14 protein-coding genes and 1 pseudogene are annotated in these 16,641 nt (G+C 69.7%); 8 read left to right on the top strand and 7 right to left on the bottom strand.

The genetic code is table 11. From position 1 onward, the window contains the following. Positions 1-987, top strand: a pseudogene (locus CUT39_RS08710) (carbohydrate-binding domain-containing protein); the annotation flags it as partial. Positions 988-1,043: 56 nt separating this feature from the next. On the opposite strand, the gene CUT39_RS08715 reads toward CUT39_RS08710, so the two are convergent. Beyond that, a complete protein-coding gene (locus CUT39_RS08715) occupies positions 1,044-1,994 on the bottom strand; it encodes an ROK family glucokinase (RefSeq protein WP_100445621.1) in 951 nt (316 codons plus the stop codon). Between the two features lie 278 nt (positions 1,995-2,272). On the opposite strand from CUT39_RS08715, the gene CUT39_RS08720 reads away from it, so the two are divergent. From CUT39_RS08720 to CUT39_RS08730, 3 genes are read left to right on the top strand one after another with little or no spacing between them, the layout of a single operon-like run. Further along, on the top strand, positions 2,273-4,099 hold the full coding sequence (locus tag CUT39_RS08720) for an AMP-dependent synthetase/ligase (RefSeq protein WP_100445623.1): 1,827 nt from the start codon (positions 2,273-2,275) through the stop codon (positions 4,097-4,099). A 9-nt stretch (positions 4,100-4,108) separates the two neighbouring features. Continuing rightward, positions 4,109-5,887, top strand: a complete 1,779-nt coding sequence (locus CUT39_RS08725; RefSeq protein ID WP_100445625.1) for a sensor histidine kinase — start codon at positions 4,109-4,111, stop codon at positions 5,885-5,887. After that, positions 5,884-6,558 carry a response regulator transcription factor gene (locus tag CUT39_RS08730; protein ID WP_100445627.1) on the top strand — a complete coding sequence of 225 codons (675 nt, stop codon included), beginning with the start codon at positions 5,884-5,886 and terminating at the stop codon, positions 6,556-6,558. The genes CUT39_RS08725 and CUT39_RS08730 overlap by 4 nt, the downstream gene beginning before the upstream one ends. Here the strand turns inward: CUT39_RS08730 and CUT39_RS08735 are convergent. Next, positions 6,555-7,691 (bottom strand): glycosyltransferase family 4 protein, encoded by a 1,137-nt coding sequence (locus tag CUT39_RS08735; protein ID WP_100446101.1) that lies wholly within the window; start codon positions 7,689-7,691, stop codon positions 6,555-6,557. The genes CUT39_RS08730 and CUT39_RS08735 overlap by 4 nt on opposite strands. Positions 7,692-7,839: 148 nt before the next feature. On the opposite strand from CUT39_RS08735, the gene CUT39_RS08740 reads away from it, so the two are divergent. Next, on the top strand, positions 7,840-9,177 hold the full coding sequence (locus CUT39_RS08740; RefSeq protein WP_100445629.1) for an NYN domain-containing protein: 1,338 nt from the start codon (positions 7,840-7,842) through the stop codon (positions 9,175-9,177). Here the strand turns inward: CUT39_RS08740 and CUT39_RS08745 are convergent. Beyond that, positions 9,165-9,587, bottom strand: coding sequence for an RDD family protein (locus CUT39_RS08745; RefSeq protein WP_100445631.1), 423 nt, complete (start codon positions 9,585-9,587; stop codon positions 9,165-9,167). The two genes, CUT39_RS08740 and CUT39_RS08745, sit on opposite strands and share 13 nt — an antisense overlap. Before the next feature lie 248 nt (positions 9,588-9,835). On the opposite strand from CUT39_RS08745, the gene glnA reads away from it, so the two are divergent. From glnA to CUT39_RS08760, 3 genes are all read left to right on the top strand, one after another. Continuing rightward, entirely contained in the window at positions 9,836-11,260 is a 1,425-nt protein-coding gene (glnA, locus tag CUT39_RS08750; RefSeq protein WP_100445633.1) for a type I glutamate--ammonia ligase, read from the top strand. An 83-nt stretch (positions 11,261-11,343) separates the two neighbouring features. Continuing rightward, positions 11,344-12,033, top strand: coding sequence for an AzlC family ABC transporter permease (locus CUT39_RS08755; protein ID WP_198586994.1), 690 nt, complete (start codon positions 11,344-11,346; stop codon positions 12,031-12,033). Further along, on the top strand, positions 12,030-12,341 hold the full coding sequence (locus CUT39_RS08760; protein WP_100445635.1) for an AzlD domain-containing protein: 312 nt from the start codon (positions 12,030-12,032) through the stop codon (positions 12,339-12,341). Before CUT39_RS08755 ends, CUT39_RS08760 begins: the two co-directional genes overlap by 4 nt. A 90-nt stretch (positions 12,342-12,431) precedes the next feature. Here the strand turns inward: CUT39_RS08760 and CUT39_RS08765 are convergent, their stop codons facing one another. From CUT39_RS08765 to CUT39_RS08780, 4 genes are all read right to left on the bottom strand, one after another. Continuing rightward, positions 12,432-13,541: an LPXTG cell wall anchor domain-containing protein gene (locus CUT39_RS08765; protein ID WP_157930565.1), complete on the bottom strand. Its 1,110-nt coding sequence runs from the start codon at positions 13,539-13,541 to the stop codon at positions 12,432-12,434. A 174-nt stretch (positions 13,542-13,715) separates the two neighbouring features. Further along, on the bottom strand, positions 13,716-14,990 hold the full coding sequence (locus CUT39_RS08770) for an RNA polymerase sigma factor (protein ID WP_100445639.1): 1,275 nt from the start codon (positions 14,988-14,990) through the stop codon (positions 13,716-13,718). Positions 14,991-15,021: 31 nt separating this feature from the next. After that, entirely contained in the window at positions 15,022-15,384 is a 363-nt protein-coding gene (locus CUT39_RS08775) for a YciI family protein (protein ID WP_100445641.1), read from the bottom strand. Between the two features lie 105 nt (positions 15,385-15,489). Continuing rightward, a complete protein-coding gene (locus CUT39_RS08780) occupies positions 15,490-16,599 on the bottom strand; it encodes a substrate-binding domain-containing protein (protein WP_100445643.1) in 1,110 nt (369 codons plus the stop codon). Positions 16,600-16,641: the final 42 nt, after the last annotated feature.

Below are 16,641 nucleotides of genomic sequence, written 5' to 3' on the forward strand. Positions count from 1 at the left end.
GATGCGACCGTGACCGGCTCGAGTGGGAACTACACCGCCCAGCACGGGGGCAGCACCGTCTACACCGGCGGGGACTACCGGGCCGCGATCCAGACCGCCGTCGACGCCCTCGGCAACGGCCAACGCGTCTCAGTCATGGCCTCCGGCTCCATCGGCGGCAGCACCATCTGGATCCCCAGCAACCGCACCTTCGAAGGCTGCGGCACCATCAACGCCGGCAACAACGGCGGCCGCGGCGCCATCGAGTCGACCAACACCTCGAACGTGTCCATCCCCCACCTCGACCTCACCGGCGACCCGTACTTCGGGATGCGGTTCTTCGGCAACAACGGCCTCCACCTCGGCCAGATCAACCTCAACCTCGACGGCGGCATCGGCATCCGCTTCGAACGCGACGAACCGGCCAGCTCCAACGTGACCATGGACTACGTCTACGTCAACGGCGCCGGCAACCACGGGGTCGAGACCTGGAACGTCGACGGGTTGGAGATCGGCACCGTCGTCGCCCGCAACACCGCCTACGCCGGCCTGCTGCTCAACAACACCCGCAACGCCAACATCGGGCTGGTCGACGGCGACAACGTCGCCTCCGGCACCGGCTACGCCACCTTCCGCACCGCCAACCGCGCCGGCAGGCTCGCCGACGGCTCCTACGCCACCAACATCTACGTCGACCGGGTCGTCTCCCGCGGCGGCGGCCGCGGCATCTTCTGCGTCTCCGAATCCGGCGGCGTCCGCATCGGCCAGGTCGACCTGGCCGGCAACGGCAACAACGCCATCCTGATCGAGAACTGCTACAACTACACCATCGCCGGCGGCACCGTCGACGGCGGCGGCGAAGTCCGCATCGCCGCCCGCAGCGAATTCGCCAACACCCGCGACACCGACATCACCCTGACGGTCAACAACACCTCGGTCCGCGAATCACCCTGCGCCGACAACTCCACCTGGAACCTCTCCGGCAACGCCAGCATCGACATCTGCTAACCACCGGACGACAACGGGGCCGCGGACACAACCCGCGGCCCCGTTTCGCGTTCGCCTCAGCCGCGGCTGCGGGCCAGGTCGGCCGCACCGATGACCCCGGCCTTGGAACCGAGCACGGCGGCCTTGATCTCGGCCACCGGCAGCGTCGCGCGCTTGGACAGGGCCGCGGTGAAGTGCCGCCGGACCGGTTCGAGCAGCAGATCGCCGGCGTCGACCACGCCGCCGCCGATGATGATCACCCCGGGGTCGATCAACTGCACCATGTCCGCGGCGGAATTGCCGAGGTAGTACCCGACGGAGTCGAAGGCGGCCAGCGCGACCTCGTCGCCGTCGCGGGCGGCCTCGGAGATCTGGCGCCCGGTGATGGAGTCGGCCTCGCCGCCGGCGAGCTTGAGCATCAGCGCGGCCTTGTCGGGCTCCCGGTCGGCGCCTTCGCGGGCGGCCTGGGTCAGGGCCCGCCCGGAGGCGTACTGCTCCAGGCAGCCCAGGCGGCCGCAGCCGCACTCGCGGCCGTCGGGGACCATGAGGGTGTGGCCGATCTCGGCGGCGACGCCGTGGGTGCCGCGCAGCAGGTAGTCCTTTACGACGATGCCGCCGCCGACGCCGGTGCCGATGGTGTAGAGGACCGAGGAGCGGAAGCCCGCGGCGGCGCCGAACCGGTGCTCGCCCCAGATGGCGACGTTGGCGTCGTTCTCGACGATGACCGGCAGGCCGGTCGCCTCGGCGACCTTCTCGCGCAGGGGCTCGTCCTGCCAGGAGAGGTTGGGGGCGAGCATGACCGTGGACCGGTCGGCGGAGATCCAGCCGGCGGCGCCGATGCCGACCGCTTCGATGCCGTCGCGGTCGGCGCGCAGCTCGTCGACGACGTCCTTGACCGCGCTGATGACGCCGGGGGTGTCGTCCGCCGGGGTGGGGCGGCGGGCCGTGGCGAGGACGTTGCCGGCTTCGTCGACGAGGCCGCCGCCGACTTTGGTCCCCCCGATGTCGACCCCGATAGTCAGACTCACTGCTGTCCCTCCAGCGGACTAGCGAACAGGATGCTTAAGATTCTCCGCGACGCTGCGGGCCAACGCCAGACTTTACGGCATGGTTACCGGTGGTGGCTATCGGCCGGTCTATCAGCGTTCCCTCCGGGTCGGGCGTCCGACGTCGCATTTCCCACCGGGTCGGACTATCATCATGGTTCAGCTCACAGTCCGGCCGCAAGGACGGAGTGACTCACCGGTAACATACTGGTAAGCCGAATTTCAGTGCCGAGAACCGGCAAGTCGAACGGAGCCTGCCCATGCGCGAGTTCGCCGTCCCCCCCGTGGTGACTGTGCCCGATGAAGACAACACCGTGACCTCCCTGTGGGACTCCGCCGAGAACCACCCCGGCAGCGTCCTGTACCTGCGCACATACGACGACGGGGCGACCTGGGAGGAGGTCACCGCCGCCGAGTTCCGCGACCAGGTGGTCGGCGTCGCCCGCGGCCTGAGCGCGGCCGGCATCCAGCCGGGCGACCGGGTCGCGCTGATGTCCCGCACCAGATACGAGTGGACGCTGTTCGACTACGCGATCTGGACGGCCGGGGCGGTGACGGTGCCGATCTACGAGACCTCCTCGGCCGACCAGGCCGCATGGGTCATCTCCGATTCCGGAGCCGTGGCCGCCGTCGTCGAGACCGGCGAGAACCGCGAGCTCGTCGAGGGCTGCGGCGCCGAGGTCGAGAACCTCTGGACGATCGACCAGGGCGCGGTGGAGACGCTGACCGAGTCCGGGGCCGAGGCCGAGGTCGACATCGAGGGCCGCCGCACCTCCCGGAAGGCCGACGACCTGGCGACGATCATCTACACCTCGGGCACCACCGGCCGCTCCAAGGGCTGCATGCTCACCCACCGGAACCTGCTGGCCGACATCCGCAACGTCCTGCCCGAGGTCCCCAACATCCTGCACGAGAACGCACGGATGCTCATGTTCCTGCCGCTGGCGCACGTCCTGGCCCGCATCCTGCAGGTCGGCGCCATCGAGTCCCGCATCGCCCTGGCGCATTTCTCGGACCGGTCGAAGCTGGCCCAGATCATGCCGGTGGTCAGGCCGACCACGCTGCTGGCGATCCCGCGGGTGTTCGAGAAGGTGTACAACAACGCCTACCAGAAGGCCGTCGACGGCGGGAAGGGCCACCTGTTCGAAAAGGCCGCCGTCTGCGCGAAGGAGTACAGCCGCGCCCTCGACACGCCCGCCGGTCCCGGACTGCGGCTGAAACTGCGGCACAAGCTGTGGGACGTACTGGTGTACTCCAAGCTGCGCGCCGCGCTCGGCGGCGAGTGCTTCGGCGCGGTCTCGGGCGGCGCGGCCCTGGGCCAGGAGCTGGGGCACTTCTTCCGCGGCGTCGGGGTGACGATCTACGAGGGATACGGCCTGACCGAGACCGCGCCGGTGCTCACGCTCAACCTCGAGAACGCCATCAAGATCGGCTCGGTGGGGCGGCCGACCCCGGGAACGGCGCTTCGCGTCGCCGACGACGGCGAGCTACAGTCCAAGGGGCCGCAGGTCTTCCAGGGCTACTGGAACAACGACGCCGAGACTGCGGAGGTGCTCGACGCCGACGGCTGGTTCTCCACCGGCGACCTGGCCGAGATCGACGACGACGGCTACTGCACCATCACCGGCCGCAAGAAGGACATCATCGTCACCTCCGGGGGCAAGAACGTCGCCCCCGCACCACTGGAGAAGGTGATGGACTCGCATCCGCTCATCGCCTATGCGATGGTCGTCGGCGAGGGGCGGCCCTACATCGGCACGCTCCTCGCGCTGGACGGGGAGATGCTGCCGGACTGGCTCGAACGCCACGGCAAGGACCCCCGGACGCCGATCGCAGACGCGCGAGAGGACGATGACCTGCTAGAAGAGCTGCAAAAGGCCGTCGACCGGGCCAACGAGACGGTCTCACGGGCCGAGCAAATCAAGCGTTTCCGAGTGATTCCCGCCGAACTCAGCGAAGATACCGGAGAAATCACTCCCTCGACCAAGGTCAAACGCCACGTGGTCATGAAAAAATACTCAGACGAGATCAATGCGCTCTACGAAGAGGCGCGGCGAAGCGAGAAGAGTTCTTCCGAGAAGAGTTAGCGAGGCTCCATGAGCGAGGAGGCGGTGCTGGAACGGCAGTGGCGTCTACCCGCCGTGGCACTGCGGGCGGTGCTGTTCGTCCTCGTCGCCGTCTTCGGATGGGCGTCGGTCGGCATCGTTCCGGCCGCCACCTGGTGCGGCGTCCTCGCGCTCGCGGCGCTGCCCGGCGTCGCCCTCCCCCGGCACCGCATCCTGGCCCCGGCCGGCAGGCTCGCCGAGGTCGTCGTGGTCGTCCTCGGCACCCTCGCCACCGGCGGCCTTCCGGCGTGGATGCTGCCGTACCTGATCGCGCCGTTCGCCACCGCCGCCTTCGAGGCCTCCGCGCCCGGGGAGCCGGCCGGGTACGCCAGGTTCCGGATCTGGGGGCCGCCGGCGCTGGTGGCGGTCGCGGCGGTGGGGCTGCTCATCCAGACCCCGCGCGTGTCGGCCTTCGACCGCGGCACCTACGTCACCACGGTGGCCGTCGCGCTCGCCTTCGGGCTGGCGGCGGCGGTGGGCGCCTGGTGGCTGCGGCGGTTCCGCCGCTCGGACCAGACGCACTCGAAACTGCCGTATGCCGAGGCCGCGGCGCTGCTGACGCAGTTGCGCGTGGTCGCCAGGCAGCTTCCCGGATCGACGCTCGACCCGGGCGGGATCGCCACCGAGATCGTCGACACCGTCGGGCGCATCCCGGGGGCCGACCGGGTCGCGGTGCTGGCCGCCTCCTCCGGCAGGCGCCTGGTGGTGCTGTCCCAGCACGCCGACGAGCGGGTCGACTGGGAGACCTCCCCGCAGTTGAACACGCTCCTGGCCGACGCCTGGGCCGGGCAGAAGCCGCAGGCCGGCCAACTGCCGCTGTCGCGCTCCACGCAGGGTCCGGTGGCGTCGCTGGTGATCCCGCTGATCGCCGAGGGCCGCACGGTGGGCCTGGTCGCGATCGAGTCGGACGACCCGGCCGCGTTCGGCGCCGAGGCGATCACGCTCGCCGCCGACCAGACCAAGGGCGCGGCACTCCGCCTGGAGACGGCGCTGCTGTTCGAGGACGTGCGGTCGATGGCGACCACCGAGGAGCGGCAGCGGCTGGCCCGCGAAATCCACGACGGCATCGCCCAGGAGCTGGCGATGCTCGGCTACGGCATCGACAACGCGATGGCGGTCCTCCCGCCCGACGCCGGCGAGGCCACCGTCGAGCTGGAGGACCTGCGCAGCGAGGTGACCCGGCTCGTCACCGAGCTGCGGTTCTCGCTGTTCGAGCTGCGGTCGAACGTCGACCGCCAAGGGGGGCTGGCATCGGCGATCGCGGACTATGCTCGGACGGTGGGGGCTTCGGCCGGGCTGCGGGTGCACCTGTCGCTCGACGAGGGCGGCGCGCGGCTGCCGGCGAGCACCGAGGCCGAGCTGCTGCGGATCGCTCAGGAGGCGATCACGAACGCGCGCAAGCACGCTCGCGCCGAGAACCTCTGGGTCACCTGCGAGGTCGACCCTCCGTACACCCGGATCGAGGTCACCGACGACGGTCAGGGACTGGCCGGCGAGGCCGCCGAGGGCCGCTACGGCCTGGCGATCATGAGCGAGCGCGCCGAGCGCATCCGCGGTTCGCTGGAGATCCGGCCCCGCCAGCCCCACGGCACCACCGTGGCGGTCGTGCTCAACGCCTCCGCCCGGCCGACCCCGCAGACGACGCCGGCCCACCCGGGAACGGAGACGTGGGCCGCCACCGACCGCATGGCCGCAACCGAACAGACCACTACCGCGCCCGTCGGGTCCGCCGCGCGGCCCGAGGTAGCCGATGAGGAGAGAGACGAATGACTGCTGCTGCGCCTGAACCGACCGGTCAGACCACGACGGTCCTGATCGTCGACGACCACGACCTGATCCGCAAGGGCCTCCGGCACGCCTTCGACCGCGACCCGCAGTTCGAGGTCGTCGGCGAGGCCGACACCGCCGCCGAGGCGCTGCGGCAGGCCACCTCGCTGATGCCCAGCGTGGTCATCATGGATCTGCGCCTCCCCGACGGCTCGGGCCTGGAAGCGACCCGGAAGCTGCGCAAGACCCACCCGAGCATGGGCATCGTGGTGCTGACGATGTACGCCGGCGACGACCAGTTGTTCGGGGCCCTGGACGCGGGCGCGAGCGCCTTCGTCCCCAAGAGCGCCCCCTCCAGCGACGTGGTCTCGGCCGCCCGGCACGCCTCGTCGAATCCGACCGCGTTCAGCGCCGCGGACCTGGCCGAGGCGATGCAGCGGCGGCTGACCCCGTCCGGCCCGCAACTGTCGCCGCGCGAATCGCAGGTGCTCAAGCTCCTCGCCGACGGCCTGTCGGTGGCCGGCATCGCCAAGCAGCTCTACGTCTCGGAGTCGACCGCCAAGACCCACATCTCGAAGCTCTACGAGAAGCTCGGTGCCGGCAACCGCGCCCAGGCGCTGATGACGGCGCTGAAGCTGGGACTGCTGGAGGCCCCGGACCAGCCGAAGTTCTAGACTGTTTCGCCGTTGAGCATGGCTTCGAGCCGCCCGGCCTGGCGGGCCCAGGTCCATTCGCGGCAGGCCCACTCGCGGCTGGCGGCGGCGAACTTCCGCGCCAGGGCGTCGTCGGTGAGCACCTGCGTCAGCCGGTAGGCGATCTCGCCGACGTCGCGGCCGTCGACGACCCAGCCGGACTGGTCGTGCAGGACCGTGTCGGGCGCGCCGCCGGAGTCCCCGGCGATGACCGGCAGGCCGCTCGCGGCGGCCTCCAGGAAGACCGCGCCCAGGCCCTCGACGTCGAGGCCGCGGCGGCGGGTGCGGCACGGCATCGCGAACACGTCCCCGGCGGCGAAGTGCCTGGCGAGCTCCCCTTCGGGGACCGCGCCGGTGAAGGTCACCGCGTCTTCGACGCCGTGGGCCCGGGTCAGGCGACGCAGCCGCTTCTCGTAGGGGCCGCGGCCGATGACGAGCAGCCGCACGTCCTCGCCGGCCCGCTCGCGCACGTGCGGCAGGGCGGCGATGAGCTTGTCCTGGCCCTTGCGGGGCACCAGCCGGGAGACGCAGACGATCACCGGCCGCCGGCCGAGGTCGTACCGGCGGCGGATCTCGGCGCCGTCGACGTCGGGGTTGAACATCTCGGTGTCGATCCCGAACGTGAGCTGCTCCAGCCTCGTCAGATGCCCGGCGACCGGGGCGAGGCGCCGGTAGGTGTAGCCGCCGAGGTAGGTCATGACGTCCAGGGAACCGGCGATGCGCTGGAGCGCGGCCCGGGTGCCGGGCATCATCGCCCAGCCGACCTCGTGGCCGTGGGTCAGGGCGATGGCCCGCTCGATGCCGGTGTCGCGCCGCAGGCGCGCGGCGAGCAGGCCGAGCGGGGCGGCCGCGCCGAACCAGACCCGGTCGCAGCGGTGCTCGCGGGCGACGGCGGTGACCGCGCGCGCCACGCGCGGGGTCGGCAGCAGCATCGAGGCGCGGTCTCTGACCACATCGAACGGCTGGGCGGCGTCGAACTCCCTCCAGCCGGGGGCCGATGAGGTGTAGACGACCAGATCCTCGGACGGCAGGCGGAGGGCCATGCCGTGCACGAAGGTCTGGATGCCGCCCTTGCGAGGCGGAAAGTCGTTCGTGACCAGCAGTGTTCGACTCATCATGACCCCCTCCATGATCGTCCCAGTTTGACACGGCACGGTGGATTCGGAGGGAATCGGAGGTGACCTGTCGGCGGCCGGTCCCGCATGGCGGTGAATCGCCCCTGCGACCGGCGTCGCGAGCGGCTCCGGTGGCACACTGGGGTCCATGACGAGCGGCGACGACGGGTCCGAGTCCGGCGACGAATCCGAACCGGCGGTGGTCTTCCTCACCGAACCGGTGCGCCGCCGAACCGTCGAGATCGCCGCAGCCGCGATGCCGGGCCTGCCGCAGGGACGGGTGCCGGCCAAACTGCGGCGCTATCTCAAGTTCAATCCGGCCAAGCGGGCCAAGCTCGCCCGCACCGCCATCGCCAACGAACTGGCCGACGACGACCGGTTCCGCGCCGGGCTCGCCGAGGTGCTCGCCTCCACCGACGCACCGCTGGTCAAGGCACTCCGTGAAGGCGAGGAGATCTCGGCGATGAGCGACCCGGCCGAGGTCGCCGCGCTGGCCTACCTGCTGCGGACCGACGGCTGGGAGCGGGTGGTGGCCGCCTCGGCCGAGGCGATCCAGGAGGAGGCCGGGGCCGCGCCCGGCGCCGAGCGCGCCGACCCGCGGCTGGAGCAGCGGCTGGCCGCCGCCGAGAAGGAGAACCGGAAGCTGCGCGGGGCGCTGAACGAACAGCGTTCGGCCGCGTCCCGGCTGCAGGAGGACCTGCGCCGGGCCCGGCGGGAGCTGCGGGAGGCCGAGGAGCGGGCCGAGAAGGCGGCGGGCGACCTGGCCGCCGAGCGGGGCCGACTGCGGAAGTCCGACTCCGAGCGCCGCGCCGAGCGCCGGCGGCTGGAGGCCGAGGCGGGGGCGCTGCGGGACCAGTTGGAGGGCCTGCGGCGGGCCGACCGGGAATCGGACCGGCTGGCGTCCTCGCGGCTGTGGCTGCTGATGGAGACGCTCACCGGCACCGCCTCCGGTCTGCGGCGCGAACTGGGCCTGGACCCGGTGGACGAGCGCCCCGCGGAGTACGTGGCCGAGGAGCGCTGCGCCGAACCCGACACGCGGGAGGACGAGGGCTCCCGCGGCCTGGAACCGACAGACCCGCAGCGGCTCGACCACCTGCTGTCGCTGCCGAATCCGCACCTGATCGTCGACGGCTACAACGTCACCATGAGCGCCTGGGGCGACACGCTCACGCTGGAGCAGCAGCGCAACCGGCTGGTGCAAGCCCTGGGCGCGATCGCGGCGCAGACGAACGCGGAGATCACGGTGGTCTTCGACGGGTCCGACCCGATCTTCGGGGCCAAGCCGAGCGCCCGCGGGGTGCGGGTGCTGTTCAGCGCCAAGGGCGAGATCGCCGACGACGTGGTGGTGGACCTGGCGCGGGTGGAGCCGAAGGGCCGACCGGTGGTGGTGGTCTCCTCCGACCGGGAGGTCGCCGAGCGGGCCCGCCGACACGACGCGTACGCGGCGCCCTCGGAGATGCTCGTCAAGCGGATTCAGCGACTCTGAGCTCGGGGCGCCTTCAGCATCACCGACCGGGCGGCGCGGTCGTGGAGGCCGCGGTGGAAGGGGTCGACAAGCGCCGTGAGCGCGGGCAGGACCACCGACAGCAGCATGGCGCGGAGCAGGGCCCGGAGGAACCCGAGCCGGTCGCCGCCCTCGGCCGGCACGCAGGCGATCCGCATGATCGCCATGCCGAGGGTCTGGGATCCGACACCGAGGCTGAAGCCGTAGTAGGCGACGAACAGCAGCGGCGTGGTGAGGTTGACGCCCCAGAAGCGGATCTCGGCCAGGCCGAGCCAGGCCGCCAGATAGGTGATCACCAGGCACGCGATCCAGTCGATGAACAGCGCCGTCAGTCGCTCGCCGAGGCCGGCCAGGTCGTGCCCGGCGGGTTCGCCGCCGCGTCCGCTCGTCATGGGGCGAGTCTACGGCCAGGCCTCGCGCAGGCCCCGGCCGGTGCGCTGAGCTGTGCCTACATCGGAATTTTTACACCGGCGGGCGCGTCAAGTAACACACGCGAAACAATCGATTTACGCTGAGGCAACTGATCGCGGATAGCGTCTTGCCCAATACTCGCGATGTCGACAGCGGCGTCGGTGCGCGCAGTCATGGCGAAGCATGCGAGCCATGAGTTAGCTCAATACCTACCGAGAGGAACACCTCCGTGTTTTCAAGCCCTGATGAGCTCCTCGGATATGTCCGTGACCACGACGTGAAGTTCATCGACGTCCGCTTCTGCGACCTGCCGGGCGTCATGCAGCACTTCAACGTTCCGGCCTCGTCGTTCGACGCCGACACCCTGGAAGAGGGCCTGGCGTTCGACGGCTCCTCGATCCGCGGTTTCCAGGAGATCCACGAATCGGACATGCTCCTGCTGCCCGACGTCGCCACCGCCTTCGTCGACCCGTTCCGGGAGCAGAAGACGCTGGCCCTGAACTTCTTCATCCACGACCCCTTCACCCGCGAGGCCTACAGCCGCGACCCGCGCAACATCGCCAAGAAGGCCGAGCAGTACCTCACCGGCTCCGGCATCGCCGACATCGCCTACTTCGGGCCCGAGGCCGAGTTCTACATCTTCGACTCGATCCGCTTCGAAACCGCCGCCCAGCACGGCTTCTACCACATCGACTCGATCGAGGGCGCCTGGAACACCGGCCGCGACGAAGAGGGCGGCAACCTCGGCTACAAGCCGCGCCACAAGGGCGGGTACTTCCCGGTCGGCCCCGTCGACCACTTCGCGGACCTCCGCGACCGCATGGTCACCAACCTCGAGGACGCCGCCATCACCGTCGAGCGCGCCCACCACGAGGTCGGCACCGCCGGCCAGGCCGAGATCAACTACCGCTTCTCGACCCTGCTGCACGCCGGCGACCAGCTCCAGAAGTTCAAGTACATCATCAAGAACACCGCCCACAGCGCGGGCAAGACGGTGACGTTCATGCCCAAGCCGCTGTTCGGCGACAACGGCTCCGGCATGCACACCCACCAGAGCCTCTGGTCGGGCCGCGACCCGCTGTTCTACGACGAGACCGGCTACGCCGGCCTGTCGGACACCGCGCGCTACTACATCGGCGGCCTGCTCAAGCACGCCCCGAGCCTGCTGGCGTTCACCAACCCGTCGGTGAACTCCTACCGGCGCCTGGTGCCGGGCTTCGAGGCCCCGGTCAACCTGGTCTACTCGCAGCGGAACCGGTCAGCGTGCACCCGCATTCCGGTCACCGGCTCCAACGCCAAGGCCAAGCGCGTCGAGTTCCGCGTGCCCGACCCGTCGAGCAACCCGTACCTGGCGTTCTCGGCCATGCTCATGGCCGGCATCGACGGCATCAAGAACAAGATCGAGCCGCCGACGCCGGTCGACAAGGACCTCTACGAGCTCGGCCCCGAAGAGTACGGCGACATCGAGCAGGTCCCCGGTTCGCTGGACGAGGTGCTGAACAGCCTCGAGTCCGACCACGACTTCCTCACCGAGGGCGGCGTGTTCACCGAGGACCTGGTCGAGACCTGGATCGAGTACAAGCGCGAGAACGAGATCGACCCGATCCGCCTCCGCCCGACTCCGCACGAGTTCGACCTGTACTACGAGGTGTAGGAACCGACCTGTGTGAGGGCGCGGCCGCCAGGCCGCGCCCTTTTCCGTTTGTGCGGCCACCGCCCGCGAGGCATACTCGGTCGGTGCTCACCAGTCTTCTCCGCGGCGCCGACCGCGCCCTGCTGCGGGACGTCGCCGCTCTGGCCGCGGGGATCTTCGTGGCCGCGATCTCGTTCGGCGCGATCGCCTCCGCCCAAGGGGTCCCCTGGTGGCAGTCGAGCGCCATGTCGGCCCTGGTCTTCGCCGGGGCCTCCCAGTTCGCGACGATGGGGATCATGACCACCGGGGGCGGCCTGCTCGCCGGGGTCGCCGCGGGCCTGATCCTCAACCTGCGCCACGTGCCCTATGGGATGGCCGTCGGCGGAATCTACTGGACCAGTCTCCGGTCCAAGCTCGTGGGCACACACCTGCTGCTCGACCAGACCACCGCGTTCGCGCTGGCCGCCGGCGACGACCGGAGGCGGGCACGCACCGCGTTCTGGACGGTGGGGCTGACCCTGTTCGTCACCTGGAACATCGGGACGGTCGTCGGGGCGCTGGCCGGGCAGTTCATCGCCGACCCCGAGACGCTCGGGCTCGACGCGGCGCTCCCGGCGATCCTGCTGGCGCTCGTCATCCCCGGACTGCGCGACAAGCGCACACTCGCCGCCGGAATCGTCGGCTCGGGCGTCGCCCTGGGCACGAGCCTCTTCCTCCCCGCGGGTCTGCCGGTGCTGCTGGCGCTGCTGGGACTGGTCGTGATGTGGCGCGGCGGGACGAAGGAGGCGCGATGACGATGCTCGCCGCGATCTTCGCGCTGGCGGTCGGAACCTACCTCATCCGGCTCTCCGGGCCTCTGCTGCGCAAGCGGATGACGCTCTCGGCGTATACCGAGAAGGTGGTGAAGGCGGGCGCGACCGTGGTGCTCCTGGCGCTGACGGTGACCTCCACGTTCCTGGTGGAGGGCTCGTGGGCCGGCTGGGCGCTCCCGGCGGGCGTGCTCGTCGGCGGCGCACTGGCCTGGAAGCGCGCGCCGCTGGCGGTGGTGGTCGTGGCCGCCGCAGCGACCACGGCGCTGCTGCGGCTGGTGGGCGTGGCCTGAACACCGATGTGAAGGGGGCTCGCAGCCGTTCGGCTGCGAGCCCCCTTGTGTCAGATCAACCGGTGGTCGATTCCCACGGACGGGATCGGCTTACCAGTCGGTTGCGGCCGCCCGGCGGCGGCGCGCGATGAAGAACAGCACGGCGGCGGCGGCCACGAGGGCGGCCGCGGCGCTGACCATGATGGTCAGGTTCGACCCGGTGGACGGGAGCTGCTCATCGGCGACCGGGGTGGTCTCCTCCCCGGGGACTTCCTCGCAGTCCTCGGGCTTGGTCCAGGTAGCCTCGCCCTCGTAGGCGTCCTCGCCGTCGTCGATGACGTACGCAACGGTCAGCTCATCGCCGGAGGCCTCGAAGAGCTCGGTCACGGATTCGCCCGGAGCCAGCTCGACGACGCGCTCCTCACCGTTGCTCGGAGCGAAGGTGAAGGTCGTCGAGGGAGCGTCCTCGGGGATGGCCAGCTCGAACTCAAGACCGTCGCAAGTCTCCCAGATGGTGCCCCACTCACAGTTGGTGCCGGTGACGTCCCACTGGTACGTCTCGAACTCCTCGCCATCGACCGAAACAATCACGGACTGGCCCGCCTCAGGGTCTTCGACTGCGAAGTACTCCGTGAACTCCTCCCCGACCTTGGGAGTACCGACAACGGGGTCGCCGACGCTTGGTGTGAAGGTGAACTCGGCCAGCGCCTCAGAGTTGTTGTTGTCAGCGGTCACCGCGATGCCGAAGCAGTCGCTCTGCGCGCTGAGCCCGATCTCAGGGGTGGGTTCCTGGTCGGGGTCACAGTCAGAGGGCGCCGTGACGCGGCCTCTTTGGCTCCACTCGTTGACATCGCCCCAATGGTGATCATCCGGGTAGTCCCAGAAGGCTCTCACCTTCAGGCTGGCTTCCGTGACCGACGAGTCGAAGGTCTGAACACCGGTCACGGTGTCTCCGTGATAGCCAGCCTGGTCGACTAGATCGGCATCGAGATCGGAATCTTCGGGGTCGATCTCTTCAATCGTGCCGATCGGCACTTCCCCGCCGGTCGGTGCAACGAACTCGACCGTCCATGTGACCTTCCAGCCATCATCGGTGCAGGCGGCTTCGCCGGTGACGACGGGGTGGTGGGCTTGCGCGCCCGAAGCGAAGGCGACCGCGCCGCCAAGTCCTACGACCACGCTGCCGGCCAGTCCCAGTACCCGCCTAAGGGTCCGGTTCATGTTTCTCCTAAGTTGTGGCTTCTCGGTTGAGGGTTGGAGTAATGCCATCGTGACCGGGGAGAAGAGGCCCGATCGGCTTCAGCACTCTACCAAACAGGACACGCGCCGAAGCGAGGAAAGGTCGCATAACGATCTGACAACGTATACAGTTTCGACCTGCTGCGCCACAAAGAGTCAACTCGCCTGTCTGAGAGCTGCAGAACGCCGGAGCATCTGGGCCTTCTCGCGCGCATTCTCGGTCAGCTCCGCGGCCTCTTCGAACGCTCCTGCCGCCTCGGTGTTGCGCCCCATGCGTTCGAGCATCTCGCCGCGCACCGCGCGGACCAGGTGGTAATCCTTCAGCGCCGGAAGGTCGGCGATCTCGTCGACCATCCGCAACCCGCGCTCGGGACCGAAGGCCATCCCGAACGCCACGGCCCGGTTCAGCGCCACCACCGGCGAAGGCTGCACCGTCAGCAGCCGCGAGTAGAGCCCGGCGATGCGCACCCAGTCGGTCTCCTCGGCCCTGGCCGCGCGCGCGTGGCAGGCGGCGATAGCAGCCTGCAGCCGGTACGGTCCGGCGTCATCGCCCCCGTCGCGGGCCCGGTGGAGCGCAGACAGGCCGCGCCGGACCAGCAGTCCATCCCATTTGGAGCGGTCCTGGTCCGGCAGCGGCACCGGCTCGCCCTCGGCGTCCACGCGGGCGCGGGAGCGTGAGGCCTGGAAGTCCAGGAGCGCAGCCAGTCCCAGGACCTCGGGCTGGCCGGGCAGCAGGGCCGCCAGGCGCTGCGCCAGCCGCATCGCGTCCTCGCAGAGTTCGGGGCGCATGAGGTCCCGGCCGCCGGTGGCGGTGTAGCCCTCGTTGAAGATCAGGTAGACGACTTCCAGGACCGCGTCGAGGCGCTCGCCGAACTCGTCGGGGCCGGGGGCCTCGAAGGCCACGCCCGCCTTCGCGAGTTTGCGCTTGGCTCGCACGATGCGCTGGGCGACGGTGGATTCGCTCGTCAGGTAGGCGCGGGCGATCTCGGCGGTGGTCAGACCCGCGGCGGCCTTGAGGGTGAGCGCGGCGCGGGCCTCGACCGAGAGCACCGGGTGGCAGGCGCAGAAGATCACCCGGAGCAGCTCGTCGCCGATGTCGTCGTCGAGTTCGCGTTCGGCCTCGCCGATCGGGTCCTCGGTCTCCCCGGCGGCCTCGAGTCGGCGCGCGAGGCGCTCGTATTTGCTCTTGAGGTTCCGGTCGCGCCGGATGCGGTCGACCGCGCGGCGCTTGGCGGTCACCATGAGCCAGGCGGCGGGCCGGTCGGGGACGCCCTCGTCCGGCCACTGTTCGAGCGCGGCCACGACCGCGTCGGCGGCGAGGTCCTCGGCGAGGCCGACGTCGTTGACCGTGCGGGCGAGGACGGCGATGATCTTGGCGGACTCCATCCGCCATACCGTCTCCACCGCTGTGGTCACTCCGTCGGCCCGCATACCGCCTAGCTAAGCACACCGGCCGGGCCGGTCACTCCTCGTCCACGATCCGGCGGACCTCGTGAACGAGTTCCACACCGGGGGCGTGCCTGCGGTGCAGCTCCACCGACTTCCTGGCGATCTCCACCGCCTCGTCCTGGCTGCGGCACTGGACGATGAAGTAGCCGCCGACCCATTCCTTCGCCTCGGCGAACGGGCCGTCGACGACCTTGACCTCGCCGCCGTGCAGGTCGACGCGGGTGGCGCGGTCGGTCGGCTCCAGGCCCGCGGCGTCGACGAGGATGCCGTCGGCGGCGAGCCCCGAGACGAACTCGCCCATAGCCTCGTACATCTCGGCGGGAACCTGCTTCGGGTCGAGCGGGCCTTCGTGGACTACGTTGATGAGGTATCGCATGGTCTTGCTCCTTCGGGTTCGTTTACGCCCTTGATACCCCTGGGTCGATCGGAGCGCCGCCGAATCGACACCTCCGGCGAGGGAATCCGCGGAATTCTTCGCCGCTTAGATCTCCAGCCACTCCTCGGCTTCGTCGATCTCGTCCTCGCTGAGGTAGTCGCTCTCGACCAGGACTTCCTCCCAGTTCGACGCGTCGACGTTCACCGGCTCCAGCAGGTAGGACGGGACGAACTTGAAGCCGTTGTCGTAGGTGCCGAGGTCGTTGACCTCGGGACTGCCGCCGTCGACGATGCGCTTGACCATGTCGAAGGCGACCTCGGCCAGGTCGCGCGTGTCCTTGAAGACCGTCTGGGTCTGGCCGGTCTCGTCCCTGATGGCCTTGACCGAGATCGCCTCGGCGTCCTGCCCGGTGACGATGGGGAAGTCGGCCGTGCCGGGAATGTACCCGGCCTCCTCGAGCGCGGCGACGACGCCGCGGCTGATGCCGTCGTACGGCGAGAGCACGGCGTGGAGCTCGCCGTCCTCGTAGTGGTCCTCGAGCAGCCCGGTCATGCGGTCCTTGGCGCGGACGCCGTCCCAGCGGAGCGTGGAGGTCGGTTCCTGCTCGGTCTCCCCGGAGCGGATGTTGATGGTGCCTTCGTACATGTAGCGCTCGAAGGTGTCCATGCCGCCCTGGAAGAAGTACTGGGAGTTGCTGTCGTCGGGCGAGCCGGAGAAGACCTCGACGTTGAACGGCCCCGAGTTCTCCTCGACGCTGAGCCGGTCGAGGATGTGCGTGGCTTGGAGGACTCCGACCCGGTAGTTGTCGAACGAGGCGTAGTAGTCCACGTCCGGGGTCTGGAGGATGAGGCGGTCGTAGGAGATGATGGTCACGCCGCGGTCCTTGGCGGTGGCGAGGACCTCGCCCAGGGACTGGTTGTCGATCGCGGCGATGATGAGGAACTCCACGCCGTCGTCGATCATGCCCTGGATCTGCTCGATCTGGGCCTCGATCTCGTCCTCGCCGTACTCGAGGATCGTGTCGTAGCCGGCGTCGATGAGCATGTTCTCGAGTGCCTCACCTTCGATCACCCAGCGTTCGGAGGTGGTGGTGGGCATCGAGATGCCGGTAAAGCCGGTGAGCTCGGCGGACTCCTCGTCCGACGAGCATCCGGCCACCGCTGTGACTGCTAGGCCCGTGGATCCGTAAAGCAGGCGGCGGCGACTGAGGTACATGGGGGATGTACTCCTTCGTACAAAGATGGGGCGACAATTCAC

The organism is Glycomyces xiaoerkulensis (assembly GCF_002798405.1).
GTDB lineage: Bacteria > Actinomycetota > Actinomycetes > Mycobacteriales > Micromonosporaceae > Glycomyces > Glycomyces xiaoerkulensis.

What these genes read in the sequence shown, in the direction of transcription:
- CUT39_RS08720 (WP_100445623.1), top strand. Translation starts at nt 2,273, where the DNA reads ATGCGCGAGTTCGCCGTCCCCCCCGTGGTGACTGTGCCCGATGAAGAC.
- CUT39_RS08725 (WP_100445625.1), top strand. Translation starts at nt 4,109, where the DNA reads ATGAGCGAGGAGGCGGTGCTGGAACGGCAGTGGCGTCTACCCGCCGTG.
- CUT39_RS08730 (WP_100445627.1), top strand. Translation starts at nt 5,884, where the DNA reads ATGACTGCTGCTGCGCCTGAACCGACCGGTCAGACCACGACGGTCCTG.
- CUT39_RS08735 (WP_100446101.1), bottom strand. Translation starts at nt 7,691, where the DNA reads ATGAGTCGAACACTGCTGGTCACGAACGACTTTCCGCCTCGCAAGGGC.
- CUT39_RS08740 (WP_100445629.1), top strand. Translation starts at nt 7,840, where the DNA reads ATGACGAGCGGCGACGACGGGTCCGAGTCCGGCGACGAATCCGAACCG.
- CUT39_RS08745 (WP_100445631.1), bottom strand. Translation starts at nt 9,587, where the DNA reads ATGACGAGCGGACGCGGCGGCGAACCCGCCGGGCACGACCTGGCCGGC.
- CUT39_RS08760 (WP_100445635.1), top strand. Translation starts at nt 12,030, where the DNA reads ATGACGATGCTCGCCGCGATCTTCGCGCTGGCGGTCGGAACCTACCTC.
- CUT39_RS08765 (WP_157930565.1), bottom strand. Translation starts at nt 13,541, where the DNA reads ATGAACCGGACCCTTAGGCGGGTACTGGGACTGGCCGGCAGCGTGGTC.
- CUT39_RS08770 (WP_100445639.1), bottom strand. Translation starts at nt 14,990, where the DNA reads ATGCGGGCCGACGGAGTGACCACAGCGGTGGAGACGGTATGGCGGATG.
- CUT39_RS08775 (WP_100445641.1), bottom strand. Translation starts at nt 15,384, where the DNA reads ATGCGATACCTCATCAACGTAGTCCACGAAGGCCCGCTCGACCCGAAG.
- CUT39_RS08780 (WP_100445643.1), bottom strand. Translation starts at nt 16,599, where the DNA reads ATGTACCTCAGTCGCCGCCGCCTGCTTTACGGATCCACGGGCCTAGCA.